We start from the raw sequence: 23,900 nt of genomic DNA, 5'->3' as shown, positions 1-23,900 counted from the left end.
GATGGACCGTCGGGCGATCTATCCTGCCTTCGTGCTGGGCGGGTCGGTCAGGCGTCCTCCCTGCAAAATCAGGCGAAGAGCAGTTCTGCCCGTCGGGAGGCCCGCGTGGAAGGGTATGCCGGGGTGTTGTGATCCTCAGGCGCGAAACTCGACGCTGCGGGCGGTGTCGGCGGGAGTGGGTGTCTCCCGATTTCCCGCGAGTGCTCGCGTCCGTGTTTGCGTCCGTGCTCGCGTTCGTTCGGGCTGCTGTCGGGCAGGGGTGGTGCGGTGGAGTGGTAGGTGTGGCCGGTGGGCGTGCTGATCTCGATGACGTGCCGGCTCCCTGGGCTAGAGCGTGGCCTTGTGTGCCAGCCGGTGAGTTCCTTGGTGTGGTTGCACGCTTCACAGAGTCCGGCCCCGTTGGACAGGCTCGTGGACCCGTCCTTGTGCCAGGGGATGATGTGGTCGTAGTGGCGGATCGGCGCATCGCAGTACGGGGCCCGGCACAGATGGTCGCGGGCCTCGATGAAGCGGCGCTGCCCGGCCGTGAAGAGCCGGGCCCTCGACTCGACGGCCACCAGCTCCCCGCTACCCGGGGCGGTATAGAGGCGCCGCAGCCAGACCTCGAATGCCCGCCGGTGATCTGCTGACGGGCCGGAGGCCCGCTCGGAGGCCGGCCCGGTGGTGAGGAGGTCCCGCGCCCAGCCGGCCGGGACGATCCCGTAGCCCGGCAGGCGGGCCGGCTCAGCATCGCCCTGGAACAGGGTCCGGTCCGTCATGACCAGCTGCACCCCGACCCGGGAGAACCCACCCGGGGTGCCCGTGGTCCGCTCCACCAGCGCATCGGCCATCAGCTGACCCCGACTCCGGGGATCCCCCGCCGCCCGGCGGGTGTCGGCGTGCCGGGTCAGTTCCGCGTGCATCGCCACCCCCTGGGCGACCGGCAGCAGGGCGGTCAGATACGTCATGGTGTCCGGGGCCGGCCGCAGACTCACCCGCCGGTCCGCCGCCGCGTGACTCGCCCGCTGGGTCACCGAGCGCGGGTCCCGCCGGTACGCCGCCGCCCGCGCCGCGGCGACGATCTGCCGGTCCCCGGCCCCGTCGAAGGCACCCGTGTGGGCGGCCAGGTCCTCGTCGACCGCGCACCGGTCCGCGGCGGAGAGGCAGACGGTCTCCCGCACCAGGAGGGTGGCCCGCCACTCGTTCAACAACCCGGTTTCGAGGGCGGCCATCGTGTGCGGCATCTCCGTCACCAGAGCCCGCGCGAACCCGAGCAACCGTCCGCCCCGGGCGGGCGACTCTCGCCGGGCCAAAGCCACCTGCGCCGCCACCCCCTTGCCCCGCTCCGCCACCGGCACACCAGCCGCCGCCTGGGACCGGCGCTCATCCAGGTCGAACGCGACCGCGATCCGGGCCTGCCGGGCGGCGATCGCCGACGTGTAATCCTCCAAGGACCGCATCTCATCGATCAGCTCCGCACCACCGGCACCCATGGGAAGCGAGAGCATCTCCTCCATCAACTCCCGCACCCGAGCCGCCGACGAAGAGGCAGGGACAGCAGCAGGTGCGACGTGGTCTGCCGAGGACGTGGCCAGGCCGGCAGTAGCCGAAACGTCGCCCTGATGCTCAGCCCCACCGAACATGGGAGCGCCTTGGTGCGCAGCACCACCGGTCACGGTGGCGCTGAACCGATGAATCTGTTCGCGCAGCTGCTGGATGAATTCAGCACTCCCGGGGCCCGCTGGAAGGGACGCCACCAGATCGATCAGATCCTGCACAGAGTCAGCATGAACCGCAGCGGACGGGACAGCGCCACGCCGCGAAGCACCACCAGGATCGGTGGTTTCAGGTGAAGCGTTCGAGCTGCTGGCCATACTGAATTCTCCCAACCACCACCGACATTCTGAGGTCGTCACGGCCTGCCGGTGCACGGTGAAGTCCCGCCGGTTGCCGGTGGCGGCGCTCGTCCTCCACTCGTCCTGAGGCGAGCATCCGAGGCGGACGGTTGAGGCTACCGATCGCTTGAAGGAACCCGAGCAGGAGCTTATGAAGGCCGTGGCTCTGGTCCCTGAGATGCAGGCGTCCCAAGGGACTAGCCCACCTCCTCGGCTCTCTGACCCAGCTCATCCTCGAGGGCGCCCCGACGCACGACATCCGGGATTTCATCGAGTTCGCGACGAGGGTGGGACTTCCCGCCACCCTCACGGAGATCGGCCTGACCCCGGAGGACACCAAGGGAACTCGAGCTCATCGCCACCACGGCGACCGTGGCGGGTGAAACCATCCACGCGATGCCGTTCGAGGTCGGGCAGGACACCGACATCGAGGACGGGAGGACCGATCAGCCGATGTCGACCCGATAGGTGAGGGCGCTGTCGACGCGGTCCTCGATGAGCGCGAGAGCTTCATGGCCTCTGGCAAACCACGATTGCTGCAATTCCAGTGATACGGCGTCGACGCCGTGAAGAGTGATCCCGTAAGGCGTGTACTCGAGTCCGCGGACGTCGTCCCAGAAGATCGTCGTGACCGCCTGGTCCACGAGGCTGACGCCGTCATCGCCGACCACGAGACGAGCCTTCGACGGGACACCCTGGAAGGAGCCCCGGAGGCTGCGCTTGAAGGATCGCCCGGACACCGGCTCATGGTTCTCGCCGCCGAGCATTCGGAGGGACGGATCCGACGTGGATGTTCCCTCGGGCATGCCGACCATGAGCGTCAGGTCGAGGAGGGAGAGTGCGTTCTGCGCCGACTGCCGGGTCACCGCGGCGGTGTCGGTGACCATCTGCTCCGGGCTGATGAGCTGCTCGCCGAGTAGATAGCGTCGCGCGGCATCCGTGGCGGCGACGGCCGCTGAGCGAGGATCGGCGGCGAAATCCGTGATGTCGTCCGTGAGTTGCCGCAGTTCCAGTTCATCGGGCCCGTGGGAGCTGAGGTCATCGAGGATGCTTCGGAGCTCGCGCAGCGCCAGTTCTGCGTCCTCCTTCCGCGGATCGGCGGTGAGGCAGACGACGCCTCGCCCCCCTCCGGCCTCCAGGACGTGATGGCCGACGTCGTAGATGATTCCTCGTTTCCTGCGCAGAAGGTCGAGTGCACGCTGGCACGCGACCTGCGCGATGACGGACGCGCTGTTCCTCGCCAGTTCGGAGCCGGATTCGAACTCGAAGGACAGGGCGAGGGGAGGCCCGCCCAACTCGAACCAGAGTGGCGTCGGGAGGCTCGCGATCGGACGGGCGGCGCGCGGGGGCTGTGCTTCGCCTGGAGGCAGGACCAGTGAAAGGCCCGGAGGAGGAGGGCCTGTGAGCGCCAGTGCGGCATTGCCGCTGGTGAAGTACTTGCTGATGGCTGCCATGACAGCACTGTCATCGATGCTGTTCAGCGCCGGCTGATCGACCCCTGCAAGGCCGAGTGAGGAGAGCCCGTACCTGCGCAGTAGATGCTCCGCGACCGCGGGTTCGACGACCGAGGACGCTTCTGCAACCAGCACCTTCTTCTCGATGTCCAGCGAGCTCACGTCGGGAGTGCGGATGCTTGCGCAGATGTCCCTGAGGAACGCGATCACCTGCTCCGGACGGCCGGTCGCCTCGAACGAGGTGAAGCTCAGTTCCACGGTCGCATTGTGGTCGTACCGGGGCGAGGGTGCTCCAGCCATCACGAGGTGTTCGGCGAGATGGGTGATGCCCGACGTCACCAGCGACTCGTCCCGGACGCCGACACGGAACACGAGTTCGGCGCTCAACGGAGGAGGACCCTCGACCCAGAAGACCGGTATGCCGTCGACCTCGGCCCTGTTGAGTGTCATGCGCCTGATCCTAGGACGGTCACAGTCGCTCTTCGGCGCGACACGAGGAATGGGGCGGACAGCTGCCCGACCGGCGGCCGCTCACCGGACGGAACGGGGGGTCTTTCGTCCCTGTCGGCGCCGGCGGCCTCGGTGTCTACTCGGAAGGAGCTGCCCCTGATCGGGCCGATCCCATCGAGTGTCTGGAGTTCGTCATGACTGATGCGCGGCGCTGGCCTCCGTTCGGCTCCAGCCGGCGGAGCTTCCCCTTCAACGCGGGCACCAGGTCCCCCATGGACCTGCTGGATTCGATGGAGCGGCTGTTCGAGTCGTCGTCGTCCGGGCCGGCCTCGATCCGGGTCGAGGAATTCGTCGACGGGACGGACATGGTGGTCCGCGCGGAGATGCCGGGACTCGATCCCGACCAGGACATCGAAGTGAGCATCGAGAACGGCTTCCTGCGGATCCGCGCCCAGCGCGAGGAGAACGAGGAGCACAAGGACAAGGACCGGTACCGGTCCGAGTTCCGGTACGGATCCTTCCGCCGCGACATCGTGCTCCCCGACGGCGTGAAGGACGAGGGCATCCGGGCCACCTACGCCGACGGCGTGCTGGACGTGCGGACGCCGCTGCCGGACAGTACGAAGCGCGAGGGCCCGAGGAAACTCCCCATCACCCGCGCCTGACCCGGCCCGGAAAGGATCGGCGTCCGCCGGGCCGGCGGCGTCCCGGCGGCGTCGACGCGTGGCAAGATGAGCCGGTGACCAACGCACCCTCCGGGGACGCCCTCTCGGACGCCCGCATCACCATCCGGCCCATCCAGCCCGGGGACTACGACGACGTCCGCCGCATCACGCGCGGCGCCTACCTCGAGGCCGGGTACTTCGCTGACGAGGCGCACCCCTACATGGCCGTGCTCTCCGATATCGAGCACCGCGCCGAGCACGCCGAGGTCTGGGTGGCCGAGCGCGACGGCGTCGTCGTCGGGTCGGTCGCCCTCACCTTCGCGGGCCAGCGGTACACCGACATCGCCGTCGAGGGGGAGCTGGAGTTCCGGATGCTCGCGGTGGACCCGGCCGTGCAGCGCGGCGGCATCGGCCGCGCCATGGTGGAGCGCATCATCGAGCACGCGCGCACCCTGCCGGGCATCGAGGCCGTGAGCCTCACGAGCGGCTCCGACATGGTGCGGGCGCACCGCCTCTACGAGTCGATGGGCTTCGTCCGCGTGCCGGGCCGCGACTGGGAGGTCCCCAACGAGGACATCCTGCTCTGGGTCTTCCGCCTGTCCCTGTAGGCGCACGCGTCCGCCGTCGTCGGGTCCGGTCTCCGCTGATGCCGGGCGCCGAGCGCGCCAGCACTAGACTGGAGGAAGATACCCACCTCCGACTTCCAGGGGAGATCCATGGCTGAGATCAACCGGGACGACGTCGCGCATCTTGCGCGGCTCGCCCACATCGACATGACCGACGACGAGCTCGACCGCATGGCCGGGGAACTCGCGGTCATCGTCGATTCCATCAAGAGCGTGAGCGAGGTCGCCGGCGACGACGTCCCCGCGACGAGCCACCCGATCCCGCTGAGCAACGTGTTCCGCGACGACGTCGTGGGGGAGACCCTCAGCAACGAGGAAGCCCTCCTCGGCGCTCCCGACAACGCCGACGGCCGCTTCAAGGTCCCGGCAATCCTGGACGGGGAGTAACCCATGACAGACCTGATCCACCTCTCCGCCGATGCCCTCGCGCAGAAGCTCGCCGCGAAGGAGATCTCCGCCGTCGAGGCGACGCAGGCCTACCTGGACCGCATCGACGCCGTGGACGGCGCGATCAACGCGTTCCTGCACGTCAACACCGACGAGGCGCTGCTCGTCGCCGCCGGCGTCGACAAGGCACGTACCGACGGCGACACGCTGCACCCGCTCGCCGGCGTCCCCATCGCCGTGAAGGACCTGATCGTCACCAAGGGCCAGCCCACCACGGCCGGGTCGAAGATCCTCGAGGGCTGGCAGAGCCCCTACGACGCCACCGTGGTCCGCAAGCTCCGCGCCGCGAGGATGCCGATCCTCGGCAAGACGAACCTCGACGAGTTCGCCATGGGCTCCTCCACCGAGCACTCCGCGTTCGGACCCACCCGCAACCCCTGGGACCTCGACCGCATCCCCGGCGGGTCCGGCGGCGGGTCCGCGGCCGCCGTCGCCGCGTTCGAGGCACCGCTGGCGCTCGGCACCGACACCGGCGGCTCCATCCGCCAGCCCGGCGCCGTCACCGGCACGGTCGGCGTGAAGCCCACCTACGGCGGTGTCTCCCGCTACGGGGCGATCGCCATGGCGTCCTCGCTCGACCAGATCGGCCCGGTGTCCCGCACGGTCCTCGACAGCGCCCTGCTGCACGAGGTCATCGGCGGACACGATCCCCACGATTCGACGTCGCTCACCGACCCGGTGGGCGCACTCGTCGAGGCCGCCCGCCTCGGCCAGGTCGACGGCATGCGCATCGGTGTCATCAAGGAGCTGCAGGGCGAGGGCTACCAGGCCGGCGTCCTCACGCGCTTCCACGAGTCGCTCGAGCTGCTGCGCTCGGCGGGCGCCGAGATCGTCGAGGTCTCCTGCCCCAACTTCCGGTACGCGCTCGGCGCCTACTACCTGATCATGCCGTCGGAGGCCTCCAGCAACCTGGCCAAGTACGACGGCGTGCGCTTCGGCCTGCGCGTGGTGCCCGAGGGCATGCCCACGATCGAGCGCGTCATGGGCGCCACCCGCGCGGCAGGCTTCGGCGACGAGGTCAAGCGCCGCATCATCCTCGGCACCTACGCTCTGAGCGCCGGCTACTACGACGCCTACTACGGGTCGGCGCAGAAGGTGCGCACGCTCATCCAGCGCGACTTCGCCGCCGCGTTCGAGCAGGCCGACGTCCTGATCTCGCCGACCGCCCCGACCACGGCGTTCAAGCTGGGCGAGAAGCTCAACGACCCGCTGGCGATGTACCTGAACGACGTCGCCACCATCCCGGCGAACCTGGCCGGCGTCCCCGGGCTGTCCCTGCCCGGTGGCCTCGCGGACGAGGACGGGCTGCCCGTCGGCATCCAGCTCCTCGCCCCCGCCCGCAAGGACGCGCGCCTCTACCGCGTGGGCGCCGTCCTCGAATCGCTGCTCGAAGCCACGTGGGGCGGGCCGATGCTGGCCCAGGCCCCCGAGATCACAGGTGGTAAGTAATGACTGCTGTAACCGATGAGGTCCTGTCCTTCGACGAGGCCATGGAGAAGTACGATCCCGTGCTCGGGTTCGAGGTCCACGTGGAGCTCAACACGCGGACGAAGATGTTCTCCTCCGCGCCCAACGCGTTCGGGGACGTGCCCAACACCAACGTGACCCCGGTGGACCTCGGCCTGCCCGGCGTCCTGCCCGTCGTCAACGGCGTCGCCGTCGAGTCCGCGATCAAGATCGGCCTGGCGCTCAACTGCAGGATCGCCGAGAAGTGCTACTTCGCGCGGAAGAACTACTTCTACCCGGACACCCCGAAGAACTTCCAGACCTCCCAGTTCGAGGACCCGATCGCCTACGACGGCAGCATCGACATCGAGCTCGCCGACGGCACCGTCTTCACGGTGGAGATCGAGCGCGCCCACATGGAGGAGGACGCCGGCAAGCTCACCCACATGGGGGGCGCGACGGGCCGCATCCAGGGCGCCGAGTTCTCCCTCGTGGACTACAACCGCGCGGGCGTGCCCCTCATCGAGATCGTCACGAAGCCGATCGTCGGCGCCGGCTCGCGTGCCCCCGAGCTCGCGAAGGCCTACGTGGCCGCCATCCGCGAGATCGTCAAGAACCTCGGCGTCTCGGACGCCCGCATGGAGCGCGGCAACGTGCGGTGCGACGCGAACGTCTCCCTCAAGCCGAAGGGCCAGGAGAAGTTCGGCACGCGCACCGAGACCAAGAACGTGAACTCGCTGCGCGCCGTCGAGCACGCCGTCCGCTACGAGATCCAGCGGCACGCCGCCGTCCTCGACTCGGGCACGCCGATCCAGCAGGAGACGCGCCACTGGCACGAGGACACGCGCTCGACGACGTCGGGGCGCCCCAAGTCCGACGCCGACGACTACCGCTACTTCCCCGAGCCGGACCTCGTGCCGGTCGTGACGAACGACGCGTGGATCGAGAAGCTCCGCGCCGAACTCCCCGAGCCGCCGGCCGAGCGGCGCAAGCGCCTCCAGGCCGACTGGGGCTACTCCGACGCCGAGTTCCGCGACGTCGTCAACGCCGGGGTCATGTCCTCGATCGAGGACACCATCGCCGCCGGCGTCAGCGCCGCCGTCGCCCGCAAGTGGTGGATGGGCGAGATCTCCCGCCGCGCCAAGCTGGCCGACGTCGAGCCCGCCGAGCTCGGCGTCACGCCCGAGCTGATCGTCGAGCTCAACGCGCTCATCGAGACCGGCAAGATCAACGACAAGCTCTCCCGCGGCGTGCTCGACGGCGTCCTCGCCGGCGAGGGCACGCCCGCGGAAGTCGTCGAGAAGCGCGGCCTCGCCGTCGTGTCCGACGACGGCCCGCTGCTCGAGGCGATCGACGGCGCCCTCGCGGCCCAGCCCGACGTCGCGGACAAGATCCGCGGCGGCAAGGTCCAGGCCGTCGGCGCGATCGTGGGCGGCGTCATGAAGGCCACCCGCGGGCAGGCCGACGCCGGCCGCGTGCGCGAGCTCATCCTGCAGCGCCTCGGCGTCGAGGGCTAGCCCCTGACGCCAGGCTGCCGGGGCGGAGCGCGGGGTAGACCCGGGGGCGACGTTCCCGCGGGTCCGCCCCGTCGCTCCGGTCCTGCGTACCGAGGAGGTCCACGTGGCCGTGAGGCCCCAGGCGGAGGTCGACGTCGCGGCGTCCCTCGTCGTCGCCCTGCTCGGCCTCCAGATGCCGGATCTGGCGCACCTGCCGGTGCGGTTCGTGGACGGCGGCTGGGACAACACGCTGTTCCGGGTGGGGGAGGACCTCGTGGCGCGCCTGCCCCGGCGCGCCGTCGCCGACGCGCTCATGGTCGCGGAGCAGCAATGGCTGCCGGGTCTCAGCGCGCCCCTGTCCGTCGCGACGTCGGCGCCCGTGCGGATCGGCCGACCCGGTGCCGGATACCCGTGGCACTGGTCCGTCTCCCGATGGATCGACGGGGCGAGCGGCATCACGGTCCCGCGGGCCGGGCGCTCTCCTGCCGCCGTCCCGCTCGCGCGCTTCCTCGCGGACTTCCACCGACCCGCGCCCGCCGACGCCCCCGTCAGCCCCGTGGGGCGTGGCGGCCCGCTGGCAGCCCGCGACGGCGTCGTCCGTCCGCGGCTGGCGTCGCTCCCGGAGATCCCCGGCGCACCTGCGGATTCCCTGCAGCGCGTCTGGGACTCCGCCCTCGCGGCACCGAGGTGGTCGGGGGAGTCGCTCTGGCTGCACGGTGACCTGCATCCGGCCAACGTCGTCCTCGCGCCCGACGGCGGGCTGGAGGGCGTCGTCGACTTCGGTGACCTGTGCTCCGGGGATCCCGCGATGGATCTCGCGGCGGCGTGGCTGCACTTCGACGCCGTCGGTCGGTCCGCGTTCCGCACGGCACTCGAGGGGCTGCGCCCGATCGACGCCGCGACCTGGGATCGGGCCAGGGGCTGGGCGCTGAGCATGGGGAGCGCCATGGCGGCATCCTCCGACGACTCCCCGGCGTTCCTCCGCCTCGGCGTCGAGACCCTGGCCGCCGTCCTCGACGACGCGCCGTAGCCTGCCCGCGGGGGGTCCATCCGGCCCTGCCCACCCGCCGCGACGGCGCACCCACGATGACGGCCCGCCGCCGCACGCCGCTGCTACTGTTGCTCCGGGCACATTCCGCCCTCGCACTCGTACCGCACGGCCCCGACGCGATCCGTCGGGGACAGGCGCGGCATGGAAGGAACCGTTCAGTGAAGGCGCTGTACAAATCCGGGGCACACCCCGGCTTCGAGCTCGTCGACCGGCCCGAACCCGACGCCGGGTGGGGTGAGGTCAAGATCCGGGTCATCACCACCGGCATCTGCGGCACGGACCTCCACATCGAGAGCTGGGATCCCTGGGCGCAGGGCATGATCGACGGTCCCCTGATCCCTGGCCACGAGTTCTACGGCGAGGTCGTCGCCCTCGGCGAGGGCATCCGGGACGTCCGCATCGGGGACCGCGTCTCCGGTGAAGGCCACATCGTCTGCGGGATCTGCCGCAACTGCCGCGCCGGCCGCCGCCAGATGTGCATCCGCACCTCGAGCGTCGGCGTCCAGCGCGACGGCGCGTTCGCCGAGTTCGTCGTCGTACCCGAGACCAACGTCTGGGTGCACGACGCGACCGTCACGCCCGAGCTCGGCGCCGTCTTCGACCCCTTCGGCAACGCCGTCCACACCGCGCTCAGCTTCCCGCTCGTCGGGGAGGACGTGCTGATCACCGGGGCCGGCCCCATCGGCCTGATGGCGGTTGCCGTCGCCCGTCATGCCGGTGCCCGCAAGATCGCCATCACCGACGTCTCCGCGCCGCGGCTCGCCCTCGCCCGCGGCGTCGGGGCGGACCTCGCCATCGACGTCAGCCGGAGGCGCGTCGCCGACGCGCAGCGCGAGCTCGGCATGAAGGAGGGCTTCGACGTCGGGATGGAGATGTCCGGTCATGCCACGGCACTGCCCGAGATGATCGACAACATGAACCACGGCGGGCGCATCGCCATGCTCGGCCTGCCGGCAGGCCCGATCTCCATCGACTGGGGGAAGGTGGTCACGCATATGCTGACCCTCAAGGGCATCTACGGCCGGGAGATGTTCGAGACCTGGTACGCGATGAGCGCCATGCTGCAGTCCAACGGGACCCTGCGCGAGGCCGTCTCGTCCGTGGTCACCGACTGCCTGCCCGCCCGGGAGTGGCTGCAGGGCTTCGCAACAGCGCGCAGCGGCGCGAGCGGCAAAGTGGTCCTCGACTGGACCACCTTCTAGGAGGCAGGAACACCATGTATTCAGCAGTCCGCGACCAGCTCGCCGGAGAACTCGACGAGATCCGCAGTGCAGGCCTGTTCAAGCACGAGCGCCGCATCTCCTCGCCGCAGTCCAGCCACATCACGGCCGGCGCGCTGGGGGCCGACGACGCCCGGGTGCTGAACTTCTGCGCCAACAACTACCTCGGCCTCGCCGACCACCCGGAGATCATCGCCGCGGCCAAGACCGCCCTGGACGAGCGCGGCTTCGGCATGGCGTCCGTGCGCTTCATCTGCGGCACCCAGGACCTGCACCTCGAACTCGAACGCCGCGTCTCGCGGTTCCTCGGCACCGAGGACACCATCCTGTTCTCCTCCTGCTTCGACGCGAACGGCGGCGTGTTCGAATCGCTCCTGGGACCGGAGGACGCCGTCATCTCCGACGCCCTGAACCACGCGTCCATCATCGACGGCATCCGGCTGTCGAAGGCGCAGCGCCTCCGCTACGCCAACCGCGACATGGCGGACCTCGAGGCGAAGCTGCAGGAGGCGTCGGGGGCACGACGGCGCCTGGTCGTCACCGACGGCGTCTTCTCCATGGACGGCTACCTCGCCCCCCTCGAGGCCATCTGCGACCTCGCCGAGCGCTACGACGCGATGGTCATGGTGGACGACTCGCACGCCGTCGGGTTCATGGGTGCCACCGGCGCCGGGACGCCCGAGCACGCCGGGGTCGCCGACCGGGTGGACATCTTCACGGGCACGTTCGGCAAGGCGCTCGGCGGGGCGTCCGGCGGCTACGTGGCCGCCCGCGCCGAGATCGTCGCCCTCCTGCGGCAGCGCGCGCGCCCCTACCTGTTCTCGAACTCGCTCGCACCATCGATCGTCGCCGCGACCCTGACCGCCCTGGACCTGGTGCAGAACAGCACCGACCTGCGGTCCACACTGACCGCCAATGCCGCGCTGTTCCGCCGCCGCATGACGGAGGAGGGCTTCGACCTGCTGGAAGGGGAGCACGCGATCGTCCCGGTCATGTTCGGCGACGCCGTCCTCGCGGCCCGCACGGCCGACGCCATGCTCGCGCAGGGCGTCTTCGTGACGGCCTTCAGCTACCCCGTGGTCCCGAAGGGCGCCGCCCGGATCCGTGTGCAGCTCTCGGCAGCGCACACGGCGGAGGACATCGAGGCCTGCGTGCAGGCGTTCGTCGCCGCCCGCGCCGAGGTGGCCGCGAGCCCGGTCGACGTCGGCGACGCCCCGGGCGCACACGTCGGCTGAGGAACAACGGGAAGGGCACGGAACGGAGGCGCCGGCTGGGGGAGGGCGAGCCTAGGATGACGGGATGAGCTCCCTCGAGTGCGACGTCCTGATCATCGGCGGCGGGATCGCCGGCCTCTCGCTGGCCTCCGCGCTGGCCCCCTTCTCCAGCGTGGTCCTCGTGGAAGCCGAGCCGACCCTCGGCTACCACACCTCCTCCCGCTCGGCGCGGCAACTGATCCCCAGCTACGGCCCCGAGCCCGTCCTGGACCTGACCCGGCGCACCCTCGAGCTGCTGGGCGGCGTGCAGTCCTCCACGGGGCTCCCCCTGACCGTGCCGCGGTCCTTCCTCCTGATCGGATCCGAGGCCGACGTCGACGCGCGGGCCAGCGCCGCGATGCACCGCCTCACCCACGCCCAGGCCCTCGACCTCTGCCCGCAGCTGCGCCCCGAGGCCTTCGCGGCCGCCGCCATCGACACGGACTGCGTGGGGACGGACACGGACCTGCTGCTCGAGTACCACCGGCGGAGCGCGAGCGACGACGGCGTCATCATCCTCACCGGGGCGCAGGTCACCGAGGCCCGCTACGACGGCTCCGCGTGGAGCGTCCGCGCCGGCTACCGGCCGATCACCGCGGGGGTCGTGGTCGACGCGGCGGGAGCCTGGGCCGACGGCGTCGCGACGCTGTGCGGCGTCGCGCCCCAGGGACTCGTGCCGCACCGACGGACCGCGGCGATCGTGGCGGCGGGCAACGCGCCGCGGGCAGGGTCCCCGATGGTCGCGGCGGCCGACGAGTCCTTCTACTACCGCCCGGACGCCGACGGCGTCCTCATCTCGCCCGCCGAATCGGAACCGGCGGAGGCGGGGGACGCCCAACCGCACCCGGGCGACGTCGAGCGCCTCATCGAGCGGCTCGGAGCCGTGACGACCCTCGGGATCACGGCCGTCCACCGATCCTGGACGGGGCTGCGGACCCAGCGGGACTCCACCGTGCCGGTCGTGGGGTTCGATCCCGGCCACCCCGGGTTCTTCTGGCTCGCGGGGCAGGGCGGGTACGGGTTCCAGACGTCGTCGGGCATCGCCGAACTGGCCGCCGTCCTCCTCACCGGCGCCGATCCGGCCGATCTCGGCGTCGCCCCGGACCGCGTGGGCGCCGCGGCCGCCGCGCTCCGTCCGGCCTGAGGACCATCCATCCGGAGCCCGATCCGTCGGCGCCGAACGAGGCCTCGACGCCCTCAGCGAACGGGCCGCGCAACCAGCGCCCTGCCCGCCGGCGAGCAGTCCACGCAGGTCTAGGATGATCGCATGAACGTCATCGAAACGCGCCTTCCCGGCATCGGGGTGCGGCGTGAGATCGTCACCGGGTCCGGCCGGAGGGTCGGCATCGTCGCGCAGCGCGACGGCGAGCTCGACCTCATCATCTCCAAGGCCAATGACCCGGACGCCTGCGTCGCCTCCATCCCGCTGACCCCGGACGAGGCGGCGACGATCGGCAGCCTCCTCGGGTCCCGGCAGCTCGTCGCCCAGCTGACGGAGGAGCACCGGGACCTCCCCGGGGTCTCGACGCGCCAGTTCTACATCGACCACGGATCGCCCTTCGACGGCCGCACCCTCGGTGACACCAGGATGCGGTCGCGCTCCGGCGCATCCCTCGTCGCCGTGCTCCGCTCCGGCCAGGTCCAGGCCTCACCCGCCCCCGACTTCACGCTCGCCGGCGGCGACCTGCTGGTGGTGGTGGGGACCTCGGAGGGCCTGGACACCGCAGCGGACATCCTGCGCAACGGCTGATCGCCGTCTATGCACACGACCGCCCTCACCCTGATCGAACTCGGCGCGATTCTCCTGTTCCTCGGGGTCCTCGGGCGGCTTGCGGGCCGGATCGGACTCTCGCCCATCCCGCTGTACCTCCTCGGTGGCCTGTTCTTCGGGCAGGGTGGCTTCCTCGAGCTCGACGGGGTCATGGAATTCAGCGAGGTGGCCGGTGAGATCGGCGTCATCCTCCTCCTGCTGCTGCTCGGCCTGGAGTACACGGCCAAGGAACTCGTCACCGGGATGCGGCAGTCCTGGATGGCGGGGATCGTGGACCTCGTCCTGAACTTCACGCCGGGCGCCCTCGTCGCGGTCATCCTGGGCTGGGGGCCGGTCGCGGCCCTCGTGATGGGCGGCGTCACGTACATCTCCTCCTCGGGTATCGCCGCGAAGGTGATGAGCGATCTCGGCCGCCTCGGCAACCGGGAGACGCCCACCGTCCTCGCGATCCTCGTCTTCGAGGACCTCGCGATGGCCGTCTACCTGCCCGTCCTGACCGCGGTGCTGGCGGGGCTCAGCTTCGCCGGCGGACTCGGGACGGTCGGCGTCTCCCTCCTCGTCGTCACCCTCGTGCTCGTCGTCGCGCTGCGCTGGGGGAACGCGGTCTCCGCGGTCGTCGACAGCAAGGACCGCGAGGTCTTCCTCCTGACGCTCATCGGGGCGGCCCTGCTCGTCGCGGGTGTGGCCTCCGCCCTGCAGGTCTCGGCGGCCGTGGGGGCGTTCCTCCTCGGCATCGCGATCTCCGGCGCGACGGCGGAGAACGCGGCCCGCCTCCTCGAACCGCTGCGGGACCTCTTCGCCGCCATCTTCTTCGTGGTCTTCGGGCTCAATACCGACCCGGCGTCGATCCCCCCGGTCCTCGGGGTCGCGTTGCTCCTCGCGCTCGTCACGACGGCGACGAAGATCGCGACCGGCTGGTGGGCGGCCCGCCGCCAGGGCATCGGGCGCCTCGGCCGGGCCCGGGCCGGCACGGCCCTCGTGGCGCGCGGGGAGTTCTCGATCGTCATCGCCGGGCTCGCGGTGGCCTCCGGCTCCGTGATCCCTGAGATCGCCGCCCTGGCGACGACGTACGTGCTGATCATGGCCGTGCTCGGGCCCGTACTGGCGCGTATCGCCGAGCCCGCGATGGAACTCCTGGAACGGTTCCCGAGGCGGGGCCCCCGCGCGGTGCCGGTCGCCTGAGGCGCACCGGGCCGCACGTACCCGGGGTCAGTCGTCGAGGATCTTGCCGATCGGCTCACGCTTCTCCGCCTGGAAGGTGTCCTCCTCGCGGCCGTACGCCCAGTAGCCGGAGAGCGAGACCTGCGCGCGGGTGAGCCCCCTGTCCCGGAACAGGATGTCCCGCAGGGCCTTCATGGCGCCGCGCTCCCCGTGGACGAAGGCGTCGACGCGTCCCTCGGGCCATGGTCCGGCGGCGACGGCGTCCGCGAGCAGCGTCGTCGTGCCCGGTTCCCGGCCGTCCCGCGTCAGCCAGTGCAGCTCCACCCCCGCGGGGGCGGCGAGCGCGAGTACGTCGGCGGCGGTGTCCACCTCGAGGTAGGCGTGTCCGACGGCGGCCGGGTGCAGGGCCTCGAGGCCGGCGGCGATCGCGGGCAGCGCGGAGTCGTCCCCCGCGAAGAGGTGCCAGTCGGCGTCCGGGTCCGGCGACCACTTGCCGGAGGGGCCCATGAGGACCAGGGGATCGCCCGGGGCGGCCTGCGCCGCCCACGGGCCGGCGATGCCGGAGTCCCCGTGCACCACGAAGTCGATGGCCAGGCGCTCCGCCGCGGCGTCGAGCCACCGCACGGTGTAGGTCCGCTTCACGGGTCGGTCGCCCGCGGGCAAGGCGTGCTTGAGGGCCGCGAGGTCGTAGGGCGGGGTCAGCCCGAGGTGGGGTTTGGTGAACAGCAGTTTGGCGTACCTGTCCGTCGCGTCGCAGTCCTGCAGGTCCCGGAAGCCGGGACCACCCGCCACGACCCGCACCAGGTGGGGGCTCAGCCACTGCGTCTCGAGCACGGTGAGGACCGCCTGGGGGCGCGGGGGTTTGACGGAGGGCACGGGGACGGGGGAGGACATGGGGCGGCGCCTCTTTCTCGGGGTGGTCAGCCCACCCTAACAAGCCCTACTGGAGGGACCCCGGGACTGCCCTCCGGGCTGCGGCGAGCAGGGAGCCGTCGTCCACCAGCCGCCGGGCGGCCTCGATCTCCGGGGCCAGGTAGCGGTCGGTGCCGGGGCCCTCGACGTCCTGCCGGAGCCGGGCCCGGACGGCGGTGATCGGCGCGGAACTGCGCCCGACCGCGCCCGTGCCCGCCCCGCCCCCGCGCATGTCCAGGGCGCGTGCTGCGGTGAGGATCTCGATCGCGAGGACGCGCGTGAGGCCGTCGACGGCCCGGCGCAGCTTCAGACCCGCGGCCCAGCCCATCGAGACGTGGTCCTCCTGCATGGCCGAGGAGGGGATGGAGTCCACGGATGCCGGCGCGGCGAGGCGCTTGAGCTCGGACACGATGCCGGCCTGCGTGTACTGGGCGATCATGTGGCCGGAGTCGACGCCGGGATCGTGGGCGAGGAAGGCGTTGAGCCCGTGGCTGCGGGACGTGTCGAGGAAGCGGTCCGTGCGGCGCTCGCTCATGGAGGCGACGTCCGCGACGGCGATCGCGAGGAAGTCCAGCACGTAGCCCACCGGCGCCCCGTGGAAGTTGCCGTTGGACTCGATCCTGCCGTCGGGGGTGATGACCGGGTTGTCGATCGCGGACCCCAGCTCGATCGCGGCGACGGCGTCGGCGTGCGCGAGGGTGGCGCGGGCGGCTCCGTGGACCTGGGGCGCGCAGCGCAGAGAATACGCGTCCTGGACGCGGGTGAACCGGTGCCGGCCGGTCTCGGACGTGAACTGGTCGGCGAGCAGCGGGGACCCCGCCAGCAGGGCGCGGATGTTCGCGGCGGACGCCAGCTGGCCCGGGTGCGGGCGCAGGGCGTGGAGATCCTCGGCGAACACGGCGTCGGTACCCAGCAGCCCCTCCACGCTCATGGCCGCGGCGAGATCCGCCGTCGTGAGGAGCCGGTGCAGGTCCGCGGCGGCGAGGACGAGCATCCCGAGCATCCCGTCCGTACCGTTGATGAGGGCCAGCCCCTCCTTCTCGCGCAGCTCGACCGGGGCGATGCCTGCGGCGGCGAGCGCCTCGGCCGCCTCCACCAGGTGCCCGGCGCGGTCCCGTACCTGCCCCTCGCCCATCAGCGCCAGGGCCACGTGGGAGAGCGGCGCGAGATCGCCCGAGCAGCCCAGCGAACCGTACTCGCCGACCACCGGTGTGATGCCGGCGTTCAGCAGGGCGGCGTAGGTGGACGCGACGAGCGGGCGCACCCCGGTACGGCCCGTGGCGAGGGTGGAGAGGCGGCCGAGCATCAGGCCGCGCACCACCTCGCGATCCACCTCGGCCCCCGAGGACGCCGCGTGGCTGCGGATGAGGCTGCGCTGCAGCCGGGTGCGCTGGTCCAGCGGGATGTGCCGGGTGGCCAGGGCACCGAAGCCGGTCGAGACCCCGTAGTGCGGCGTGCCGTCGTCCACGAGCGCGTCGACCACCGCTCGGGATCCGGCCATCGCGGCGAGGGCCTCGGGCGCCAGATCCACCCGGGCGCCGTCCCGCGCCACCGCGACGACGTCGGCGGGGGACAGCGGGCCGGTGCCCACGATCACGGTCTGCTGGTTCACACTGTGCCTCGGTTCCCGCGGCGCCTGCCGCACTTGCCATTGAGTGAAAATGGAGTTTCAATAAGTGAAATATACGTCGACCACGAAAGCAAGGAGCGAGCATGGCCGAATCATCGACCCGCACCGTCGAGCGGGCCCTCGTGCTACTCGGGGCGGTCTGCGGGGCCGGCTCGCTGACACTCGCGGACGCGGCCCGGGAGGCCGACCTGTCGGCGTCGACGGCGCTGCGGCTCCTGCGCACCCTCGAAGGGACGGGGTTCGTCCGCCGGGACGCCCTCGGCGCCTACCGGCCCGGCCTCCGCGTGGTGCAGCTCGGCGCGCAGGCCCTCGGCCACGAATCCCTGGTCTCCCTCGCGGAGCCCGCCCTGGATCGCCTCGTGGAGCGGACCGGCGAGTCGGCCTACCTCAGCGTCCCCTCGCACGACGGCGAGGGCGTCTACCTCGCGATGCGCGAGGGCACCCACTCGGTGCGCCACGCCAGCTGGGTGGGGCGCAGCATCCCGCTCGCGCAGACCGCCGTCGGTGCTGTGCTCACGGGTGGGCCCCCGGACGGCGGCTTCGTCGTCGTGCGCGACGGCGTCGAGAAGGATGTCACGGCCATCGCGGCGCCTCTCTCGCCGGGCGGCCGGACGGTCGCGGCGCTCAGCGTCGTCGTCCCCAGCTACCGCATCACCGAGGCGGAGGCCCACCGCATCGGTTTGCTCGTGGCACAGGAGGCCGCGGCTCTCCTGACGGAGCCCGGTGCGGGCGCCGTCCCGGTGCCCGAGGACCTGACAGGAGAACCGGCATGACCACCCCCACCTCCGCGACCCACGATCCCTCCCGGTCCATCCGGGCCGCGCGCGGCACCCGCCTGACCGCGAAGAGCTGGCAGACCGAGGCGCCGCTGCGGATGCTCATGAACAACCTCGATCCCGAGGTCGCCGAACGGCCCGAGGACCTGGTGGTGTACGGCGGGACCGGCCGGGCGGCCCGCAGCTGGGACGCCTACGACGCCATCGTCCGCACCCTCACGGAGCTCGAGGACGACGAGACGCTGCTCGTCCAGTCCGGCAAGCCCGTCGGGGTGTTCCGCACCCACCCGTGGGCGCCGCGCGTGCTGCTCGCCAACTCCAACCTCGTGGGGGACTGGGCGACATGGCCCGAGTTCCGGCGCCTCGAGGCGGAGGGCCTCATGATGTACGGGCAGATGACCGCGGGCTCCTGGATCTACATCGGCACGCAGGGCATCCTGCAGGGCACCTTCGAGACGTTCGCGGCGATCGCCCGCACACGGTTCGGCGGCAGCCTCGCCGGCACCCTCACCCTGACCGGGGGCTGTGGCGGCATGGGCGGCGCCCAGCCCCTCGCCGTCACGCTCAACGGGGGAGCCGTCCTCATCGTGGACGTCAGTGAGGCGCGCCTGCGCCGCCGCGTCGCGAAACGCTACCTGGACACCGTCGCGGACACGCTCGACGACGCCGTCGCGCAGGTCCTAGCCGCGAAACGCGAGCAGCGGGCGCTGTCCGTGGGCGTCGTCGGCAACGCGGCCACCGTGTTCCCGGAACTGCTCCGGCGGGGGCTCGACGTCGACATCGTCACCGACCAGACCTCCGCCCACGACCCGCTCAGCTATCTGCCCGAGGGGATCGCCGTCGACGAGTGGGAGCGTGAGGCCGACGCGGACCCGGACGGCTTCACGAAGAAGGCCCAGGCGTCGATGGCCCTGCAGGTCGAGGCGATGGTCGGATTCCTCGACGCCGGAGCGGAGGTCTTCGACTACGGCAACTCGATCCGCGACGAGGCCCGGAAGGGCGGCTACGGCCGTGCGTTCGCCTTCCCGGGGTTCGTCCCCGCCTATATCCGACCCCTGTTCTGCGAGGGGCTCGGCCCGTTCCGCTGGGTCGCGCTCTCGGGGGATCCGGCGGACATCGCCGTCACCGACGCCGCCCTCAAGGAGCTGTTCCCGGACAACGGGCACCTGCACCGCTGGCTCGACGCCGCGGCCGAGCACGTGGAGTTCGAGGGCCTGCCCGCCCGGATCTGCTGGCTCGGCTACGGGGACCGCGCGAAGGCGGGCCTGCTCCTCAACCGGCTCGTCGCGGAGGGGAGGGTCTCGGCCCCGATCGTCATCGGCCGCGACCACCTCGACTCCGGGTCCGTCGCCTCGCCCTACCGGGAGACCGAGGCGATGGCGGACGGCTCCGACGCCGTCGCCGACTGGCCCCTGCTGAACGCCCTGCTGAACACCGCCTCCGGGGCCACCTGGGTGTCCATCCACCACGGCGGCGGCGTCGGGATCGGCCGCTCCATCCACGCCGGGCAGGTCTCCGTCGCCGACGGGACCGACCTCGCGGCGCAGAAGCTCGAGCGGCTCCTCACCAACGATCCCGGGACGGGCGTGATCCGCCACGTCGACGCCGGGTACGGGCGCGCCCGCGAGGTCGCGGCGGAGTACGGCGTCCGCATCCCCATGCAATCCTGAAGACCCGTCCCCGATCGGAAGGTACCCCCGTGCAGACCGTCTCCTCCGTCCTCGACTCCATCAGTGACATCGGCCGCGACGCCACCCGCGGGGGCTACTCGCGCGGCGTGCACACCCCCGCCGAGTCCTCGCTGCGCGAATGGTTCAGCGCCGAGGCCCAGGCCCGCGGGCTGGCCGTCGAGACGGACCGCAACGGCATCCTCTGGGCGTGGTGGGACGCCACGGACAGCCGGGACGGCGCGCTCGTCACCGGAAGCCACCTCGACTCGGTGCCCGGCGGCGGCGCCTACGACGGCCCGCTCGGCGTCGCCTCCGCTCTCGTGGCCGTGGACCTGCTGCGCGAGCGCGGGGCGACCCCGCAGCGCTCCCTCGCGATCGCCGTGTTCCCCGAGGAGGAGGGGTCCCGCTTCGGGGTCTCCTGCCTGGGATCGCGCCTGCTCACCGGCACGCTCGACCCTGATGCCGTCCGGTCCCTGACGGACGCGGACGGCACCACCTTCGCCGAGGCCTCCCGCGCCGCGGGGGTCGACCCCACGCACCTGGGCCGCGACGAGGAGGCGATCCGGCGCATCGGGGACTTCGTGGAACTTCACGTCGAGCAGGGGCGAGGCCTGATCGATCTCGACTCCGCCGTGGCCATCGGCTCCACGATGCTGGGCCACGGCCGCTGGCGCCTGTCCATCACCGGCCAGGGCAACCACGCGGGCACCACGCTCATGGCCGACCGCGCCGACCCCATGGTCGCCGCCGCCCAGGTGGTCCTCGCCGTCCGGAAGGCCGCCGCGGAGCAGGACGGCGCCCGCGCGACGGTGGGACGCCTGCAGCCCGTGCCGGGCGGGACGAACGTCATCGCCTCCCGCGTGGACCTGTGGCTGGACGTGCGCCACGAGGAGGACGCCGTCACGGCGTCGCTCATCGAGAGGATCCACGGCCAGGCCCAGAAGATCTGCGCGTTCGAGGGCTGCCGGACCACCCTGACCGAGGAATCGCGCAGCGGCACGGTCCATTTCGACGGTGCGCTCCAGCGCACGCTCGGCAACGCCCTCGGCCGCTCCTTTCCCGGCGCACCGACCCTGCCGACGGGCGCCGGGCACGATGCCGGCATCCTCGGCGCCATCGCGCCCACCGCCATGCTGTTCGTCCGCAATCCCACCGGCGTCAGCCATTCGCCCGAGGAGTTCGTGGAGCGCGACGACGCGGACGCCGGGGCCACCGCGCTCGCGGACGTCCTCGACGACCTGCTGTGACCGGACCCCGCACCGATCGGGCCGTCCGCGCCGTCTGGTGCGAGCACGCGTGGCTGGGAGCCGACGGGATCCGCGACGCCGTGCGCGTCGAGGTGGACGACGACGGCCTGGTGCTCGGCGTGCTCGCGGGCGTACCGGCGCGGGAGGGCGACGTCGTCCTCCGCGGCGTGGTGTTCCCCGCCGCCGCCAACGCGCATTCGCACGCGTTCCACCGCGCGCTGCGCGGGCGCACCCACGGGAGCGGCGGGACGTTCTGGACCTGGCGGGAGACGATGTACCGCGCGGCGGGTGCCCTCACGCCCGCACTGTACGAGGAGCTCGCCGCCGCGGTGTACGCCGAGATGGTGGTGACGGGGTGGACGAGTGTCGCCGAATTCCACTACGTGCACCACCGCCCCGACGGCACGCCGTACGGGCAGGGGGACGACGACGGACCGCATGCCATGGAGCTGGCCCTCGCCCGGGCCGCCGTCCGTGCGGGCATCCGCCTGACGCTGCTCGACACGTGCTACCTCGCCGGCGGCTTCGGGACACCCCTCGCGGCGGGCCAGCGCCGTTTCTCCGACGGGACCGCGGAGCGGTGGCTCGCACGGCTGGCGTCCTTGCGTACAGCGATCTCCTCGCGCTACCCCGCACGCCAGGTCACGGTCGGCGCAGCCATCCATTCGGTCCGCGCGGTGCCGGAGCAGGACCTCGCCGTGATCGCTCGTCGGCTGCCGCCGGACCTGCCCCTGCACATCCACCTGTCCGAGCAGCCCGCCGAGAACGAGGAGTGCCTCCGGGCGACCGGCCGCACCCCGACGGCGCTGCTCCACCGGCACGGCCTCGTGACCGACCGCCTGTCCGCCGTCCATGCCACCCACGTCACCGACCGCGACATCGCGACCCTCGCCGACGCCGGAGCGGTGATCGTGTTCTGCCCCACCACGGAGGCGGATCTCGCCGACGGGCTCGGGCCGGCCGGGGACTTCCGGGAGGCCGGAGCGCAGCTCGCCCTCGGCACCGACCAGCACGCCGCCGTCGACCCGTGGCTGGAGATGCGGGCCCTCGAGCTCGGGGAGCGCCTGCGCACCGGGCGGCGGGGGCACTTCGCCCCGGAGCGGCTGCACGGCATCGCGTCCCTCGGCGGCGCGCGGGCCCAGGGCCGTCCCGGCGCGGGCTTCGGTCCGGGCCACCCGGCCGATCTCATGGCGGTCGACCCGCACAGTGCACGCACCGCCGGATCCTCCCGGGAGCAGCTCGCCTCGACGGCGACGGCTCAGGACGTTACGGGCGTCGTCGTCGGTGGTGTCCTCAGGGCGCGGGAGGGCGTGCACACGACGCTCGGAGATCCCGGGCCACTGCTGGTCGCGGCCATCGCCCGCCTCGACGCAGCACACCCCGACGCCGCACCCTCCGACGCCGCACCCTCCATCGCCGCACCTCCCGGGGGCCGGTCCTGATGTCCGTCCTCATCACCAACATCGGCGAACTCATGACGCAGGACGCCGACGGCGCCGTCCTGCGGGACGCCGCCCTGGTCCTCGAGGGGGAGCGGATCAGCTGGATCGGCCCGGCCACCCGCGCGCCCGCAGCGGACGAGGCCTACGATGCCGGGGGCCGCGCGGGACTGCCCGGCTGGGTCGACAGCCACACGCACCTCGTGTTCGCCGGGGACCGGACGGCGGAGTTCGAGGCCCGCATGGCGGGGGAGTCGTACGCCGCGGGCGGCATCGCAGTCACCGTGGAGGCCACGCGCGCCGCGGGGGACTACGACCTCACGCGGCTCCTGCTGGCCCGCGCCGCGGAGGCCGCCGCGGGCGGCACCACGTACCTCGAGACGAAGACGGGCTACGGGCTCGACGTCGCGCAGGAGGCGCGCAGCGCGCGGATCGCGGCCGGCGTGGTGGACGAGGTCACCTTCCTCGGCGCGCACCTCGTGCCCGCCGGGGAGGACGCCGAGGACTACACGGATCTCGTGTGCGGGCCGATGCTCGACGCCGTCCGCCCGTACGTGCGCTGGGCCGACGTCTTCTGCGAGACCGGCGCCTTCACCCCGGACCAGTCACGCCGCGTCCTCGCGGCCTGCGCCGCCGCGGGCCTCGGCCTGCGCGTGCACGGCAACCAGCTCGGCCCGGGCGCCGGCGTGGCGCTCGCCGTCGAGTTCGGCGCCGCCAGCGTCGACCACGTGAACCACCTCTCCGACGCCGACGTCGACGCGCTCGCGGGCACGTGGTCGGGATCGGGCGCGGACGAGGCACCGGGTACCGTCGCCACGTGCCTGCCGGCCTGCGATCTGTCGACGCGCCAGCCGTTCGCCCCCGCCCGGCGGCTGCTCGACGCCGGTGCCCGGATCGCCCTGGCGAGCAACTGCAATCCCGGCACCTCCTACACGAGCTCCATGGCCTTCTGCGTCGCCACCGCCGTCCTGCAGATGGGGCTGACGGTCCACGAGGCGGTCCGTGCCGCCACCCACGGCGGGGCGCTGGCGCTGCGTCGTCACACGGGACGCGACGCCGACGGCCTGCGCGCCGTCGGGTCCCTCGCCGTCGGGCACCGCGCGGACCTGCAGCTGCTGAACGCGCCGTCGGCCACGCACCTGGCGTACCGGCCCGGGATGCCGCTCGTGCACGCCGTCTGGCGGGCGGGCACGCGCCTTCGGTAGGAGGGCTGACGCTGGGACTCCTCACCGACCCCGCACTGCCGGCAAGGGTCGTCAGGATCCTCAACCGGGATACCGTGCCGAGCGCCTTGAACAGCTCCGCTACCTTC

General features: G+C 72.1%; 21 protein-coding genes. 17 read left to right on the top strand and 4 right to left on the bottom strand.

What is annotated here, in order from left to right; translation table 11 throughout:
* Positions 1 to 68: 68 nt before the first annotated feature.
* Positions 69 to 1,496, bottom strand: a complete 1,428-nt coding sequence (locus AC4D2F_RS11580) for an HNH endonuclease (protein WP_490910691.1) — start codon at positions 1,494 to 1,496, stop codon at positions 69 to 71.
* A 105-nt stretch (positions 1,497 to 1,601) separates the two neighbouring features.
* On the opposite strand from AC4D2F_RS11580, the gene AC4D2F_RS11575 reads away from it, so the two are divergent.
* On the top strand, positions 1,602 to 1,832 hold the full coding sequence (locus AC4D2F_RS11575; protein ID WP_490910690.1) for a hypothetical protein: 231 nt from the start codon (positions 1,602 to 1,604) through the stop codon (positions 1,830 to 1,832).
* 488 nt (positions 1,833 to 2,320) lie between these two features.
* On the opposite strand, the gene AC4D2F_RS11570 is transcribed toward AC4D2F_RS11575, so the two are convergent.
* Positions 2,321 to 3,778 carry a peptidase M16 family protein gene (locus tag AC4D2F_RS11570; protein ID WP_490910689.1) on the bottom strand — a complete coding sequence of 486 codons (1,458 nt, stop codon included), beginning with the start codon at positions 3,776 to 3,778 and terminating at the stop codon, positions 2,321 to 2,323.
* 194 nt (positions 3,779 to 3,972) lie between these two features.
* Here AC4D2F_RS11570 and AC4D2F_RS11565 point away from each other — a divergent pair, with 194 nt between their 5' ends.
* The 11 genes from AC4D2F_RS11565 (at position 3,973) to AC4D2F_RS11515 (ending at position 14,935) form a co-directional block, all read left to right on the top strand.
* Entirely contained in the window at positions 3,973 to 4,443 is a 471-nt protein-coding gene (locus AC4D2F_RS11565) for an Hsp20/alpha crystallin family protein (RefSeq protein WP_490910688.1), read from the top strand.
* Between the two features lie 74 nt (positions 4,444 to 4,517).
* Positions 4,518 to 5,051, top strand: coding sequence for a GNAT family N-acetyltransferase (locus tag AC4D2F_RS11560; RefSeq protein WP_104168351.1), 534 nt, complete (start codon positions 4,518 to 4,520; stop codon positions 5,049 to 5,051).
* Positions 5,052 to 5,159: 108 nt separating this feature from the next.
* Positions 5,160 to 5,456 carry an Asp-tRNA(Asn)/Glu-tRNA(Gln) amidotransferase subunit GatC gene (gene gatC / locus AC4D2F_RS11555; protein ID WP_104168350.1) on the top strand — a complete coding sequence of 99 codons (297 nt, stop codon included), beginning with the start codon at positions 5,160 to 5,162 and terminating at the stop codon, positions 5,454 to 5,456.
* Positions 5,457 to 5,459: 3 nt separating this feature from the next.
* On the top strand, positions 5,460 to 6,965 hold the full coding sequence (gene gatA / locus AC4D2F_RS11550; protein WP_490910687.1) for an Asp-tRNA(Asn)/Glu-tRNA(Gln) amidotransferase subunit GatA: 1,506 nt from the start codon (positions 5,460 to 5,462) through the stop codon (positions 6,963 to 6,965).
* A complete protein-coding gene (gene gatB, locus AC4D2F_RS11545; RefSeq protein WP_490910686.1) occupies positions 6,965 to 8,479 on the top strand; it encodes an Asp-tRNA(Asn)/Glu-tRNA(Gln) amidotransferase subunit GatB in 1,515 nt (504 codons plus the stop codon). Before gatA ends, gatB begins: the two co-directional genes overlap by 1 nt.
* 103 nt (positions 8,480 to 8,582) lie before the next feature.
* Positions 8,583 to 9,488, top strand: coding sequence for an aminoglycoside phosphotransferase family protein (locus AC4D2F_RS11540; protein ID WP_490910685.1), 906 nt, complete (start codon positions 8,583 to 8,585; stop codon positions 9,486 to 9,488).
* A 179-nt stretch (positions 9,489 to 9,667) separates the two neighbouring features.
* Complete coding sequence (gene tdh, locus AC4D2F_RS11535; protein WP_490910684.1) at positions 9,668 to 10,711, top strand: L-threonine 3-dehydrogenase; 1,044 nt, start codon at positions 9,668 to 9,670, stop codon at positions 10,709 to 10,711.
* 14 nt (positions 10,712 to 10,725) lie between these two features.
* Entirely contained in the window at positions 10,726 to 11,964 is a 1,239-nt protein-coding gene (locus tag AC4D2F_RS11530) for a glycine C-acetyltransferase (protein WP_490910683.1), read from the top strand.
* A 64-nt stretch (positions 11,965 to 12,028) separates the two neighbouring features.
* On the top strand, positions 12,029 to 13,126 hold the full coding sequence (locus AC4D2F_RS11525; protein WP_490910682.1) for an NAD(P)/FAD-dependent oxidoreductase: 1,098 nt from the start codon (positions 12,029 to 12,031) through the stop codon (positions 13,124 to 13,126).
* A 123-nt stretch (positions 13,127 to 13,249) separates the two neighbouring features.
* Positions 13,250 to 13,732: a cation:proton antiporter regulatory subunit gene (locus AC4D2F_RS11520; protein ID WP_104168343.1), complete on the top strand. Its 483-nt coding sequence runs from the start codon at positions 13,250 to 13,252 to the stop codon at positions 13,730 to 13,732.
* Positions 13,733 to 13,741: 9 nt separating this feature from the next.
* Positions 13,742 to 14,935 (top strand): cation:proton antiporter, encoded by a 1,194-nt coding sequence (locus AC4D2F_RS11515; RefSeq protein WP_104168342.1) that lies wholly within the window; start codon positions 13,742 to 13,744, stop codon positions 14,933 to 14,935.
* Positions 14,936 to 14,962: 27 nt separating this feature from the next.
* Here the strand turns inward: AC4D2F_RS11515 and AC4D2F_RS11510 are convergent, their stop codons facing one another.
* A complete protein-coding gene (locus tag AC4D2F_RS11510; RefSeq protein ID WP_490910681.1) occupies positions 14,963 to 15,808 on the bottom strand; it encodes a siderophore-interacting protein in 846 nt (281 codons plus the stop codon).
* Positions 15,809 to 15,854: 46 nt separating this feature from the next.
* Entirely contained in the window at positions 15,855 to 17,438 is a 1,584-nt protein-coding gene (hutH, locus tag AC4D2F_RS11505) for a histidine ammonia-lyase (RefSeq protein ID WP_490910680.1), read from the bottom strand.
* Positions 17,439 to 17,539: 101 nt separating this feature from the next.
* On the opposite strand from hutH, the gene AC4D2F_RS11500 reads away from it, so the two are divergent.
* From AC4D2F_RS11500 to hutI, 5 genes are read left to right on the top strand one after another with little or no spacing between them, the layout of a single operon-like run.
* The gene (locus tag AC4D2F_RS11500) at positions 17,540 to 18,229 is read left to right on the top strand and encodes an IclR family transcriptional regulator (RefSeq protein ID WP_490910679.1); all 690 of its coding nucleotides are present in this window, start codon (positions 17,540 to 17,542) and stop codon (positions 18,227 to 18,229) included.
* On the top strand, positions 18,226 to 19,902 hold the full coding sequence (gene hutU / locus AC4D2F_RS11495; protein ID WP_490910678.1) for a urocanate hydratase: 1,677 nt from the start codon (positions 18,226 to 18,228) through the stop codon (positions 19,900 to 19,902). The genes AC4D2F_RS11500 and hutU overlap by 4 nt, the downstream gene beginning before the upstream one ends.
* A gap of 29 nt (positions 19,903 to 19,931) precedes the next feature.
* Positions 19,932 to 21,149, top strand: a complete 1,218-nt coding sequence (locus AC4D2F_RS11490; protein ID WP_104168337.1) for an allantoate amidohydrolase — start codon at positions 19,932 to 19,934, stop codon at positions 21,147 to 21,149.
* A complete protein-coding gene (locus AC4D2F_RS11485; RefSeq protein WP_490910677.1) occupies positions 21,146 to 22,591 on the top strand; it encodes a formimidoylglutamate deiminase in 1,446 nt (481 codons plus the stop codon). The genes AC4D2F_RS11490 and AC4D2F_RS11485 overlap by 4 nt, the downstream gene beginning before the upstream one ends.
* On the top strand, positions 22,591 to 23,793 hold the full coding sequence (gene hutI, locus AC4D2F_RS11480; protein WP_490910676.1) for an imidazolonepropionase: 1,203 nt from the start codon (positions 22,591 to 22,593) through the stop codon (positions 23,791 to 23,793). Before AC4D2F_RS11485 ends, hutI begins: the two co-directional genes overlap by 1 nt.
* Positions 23,794 to 23,900 lie beyond the last annotated feature (107 nt).

Source organism: Arthrobacter sp. TJ-263 (genome assembly GCF_058269155.1).
This window is presented reverse-complemented; position numbering and strand designations above follow the sequence as displayed.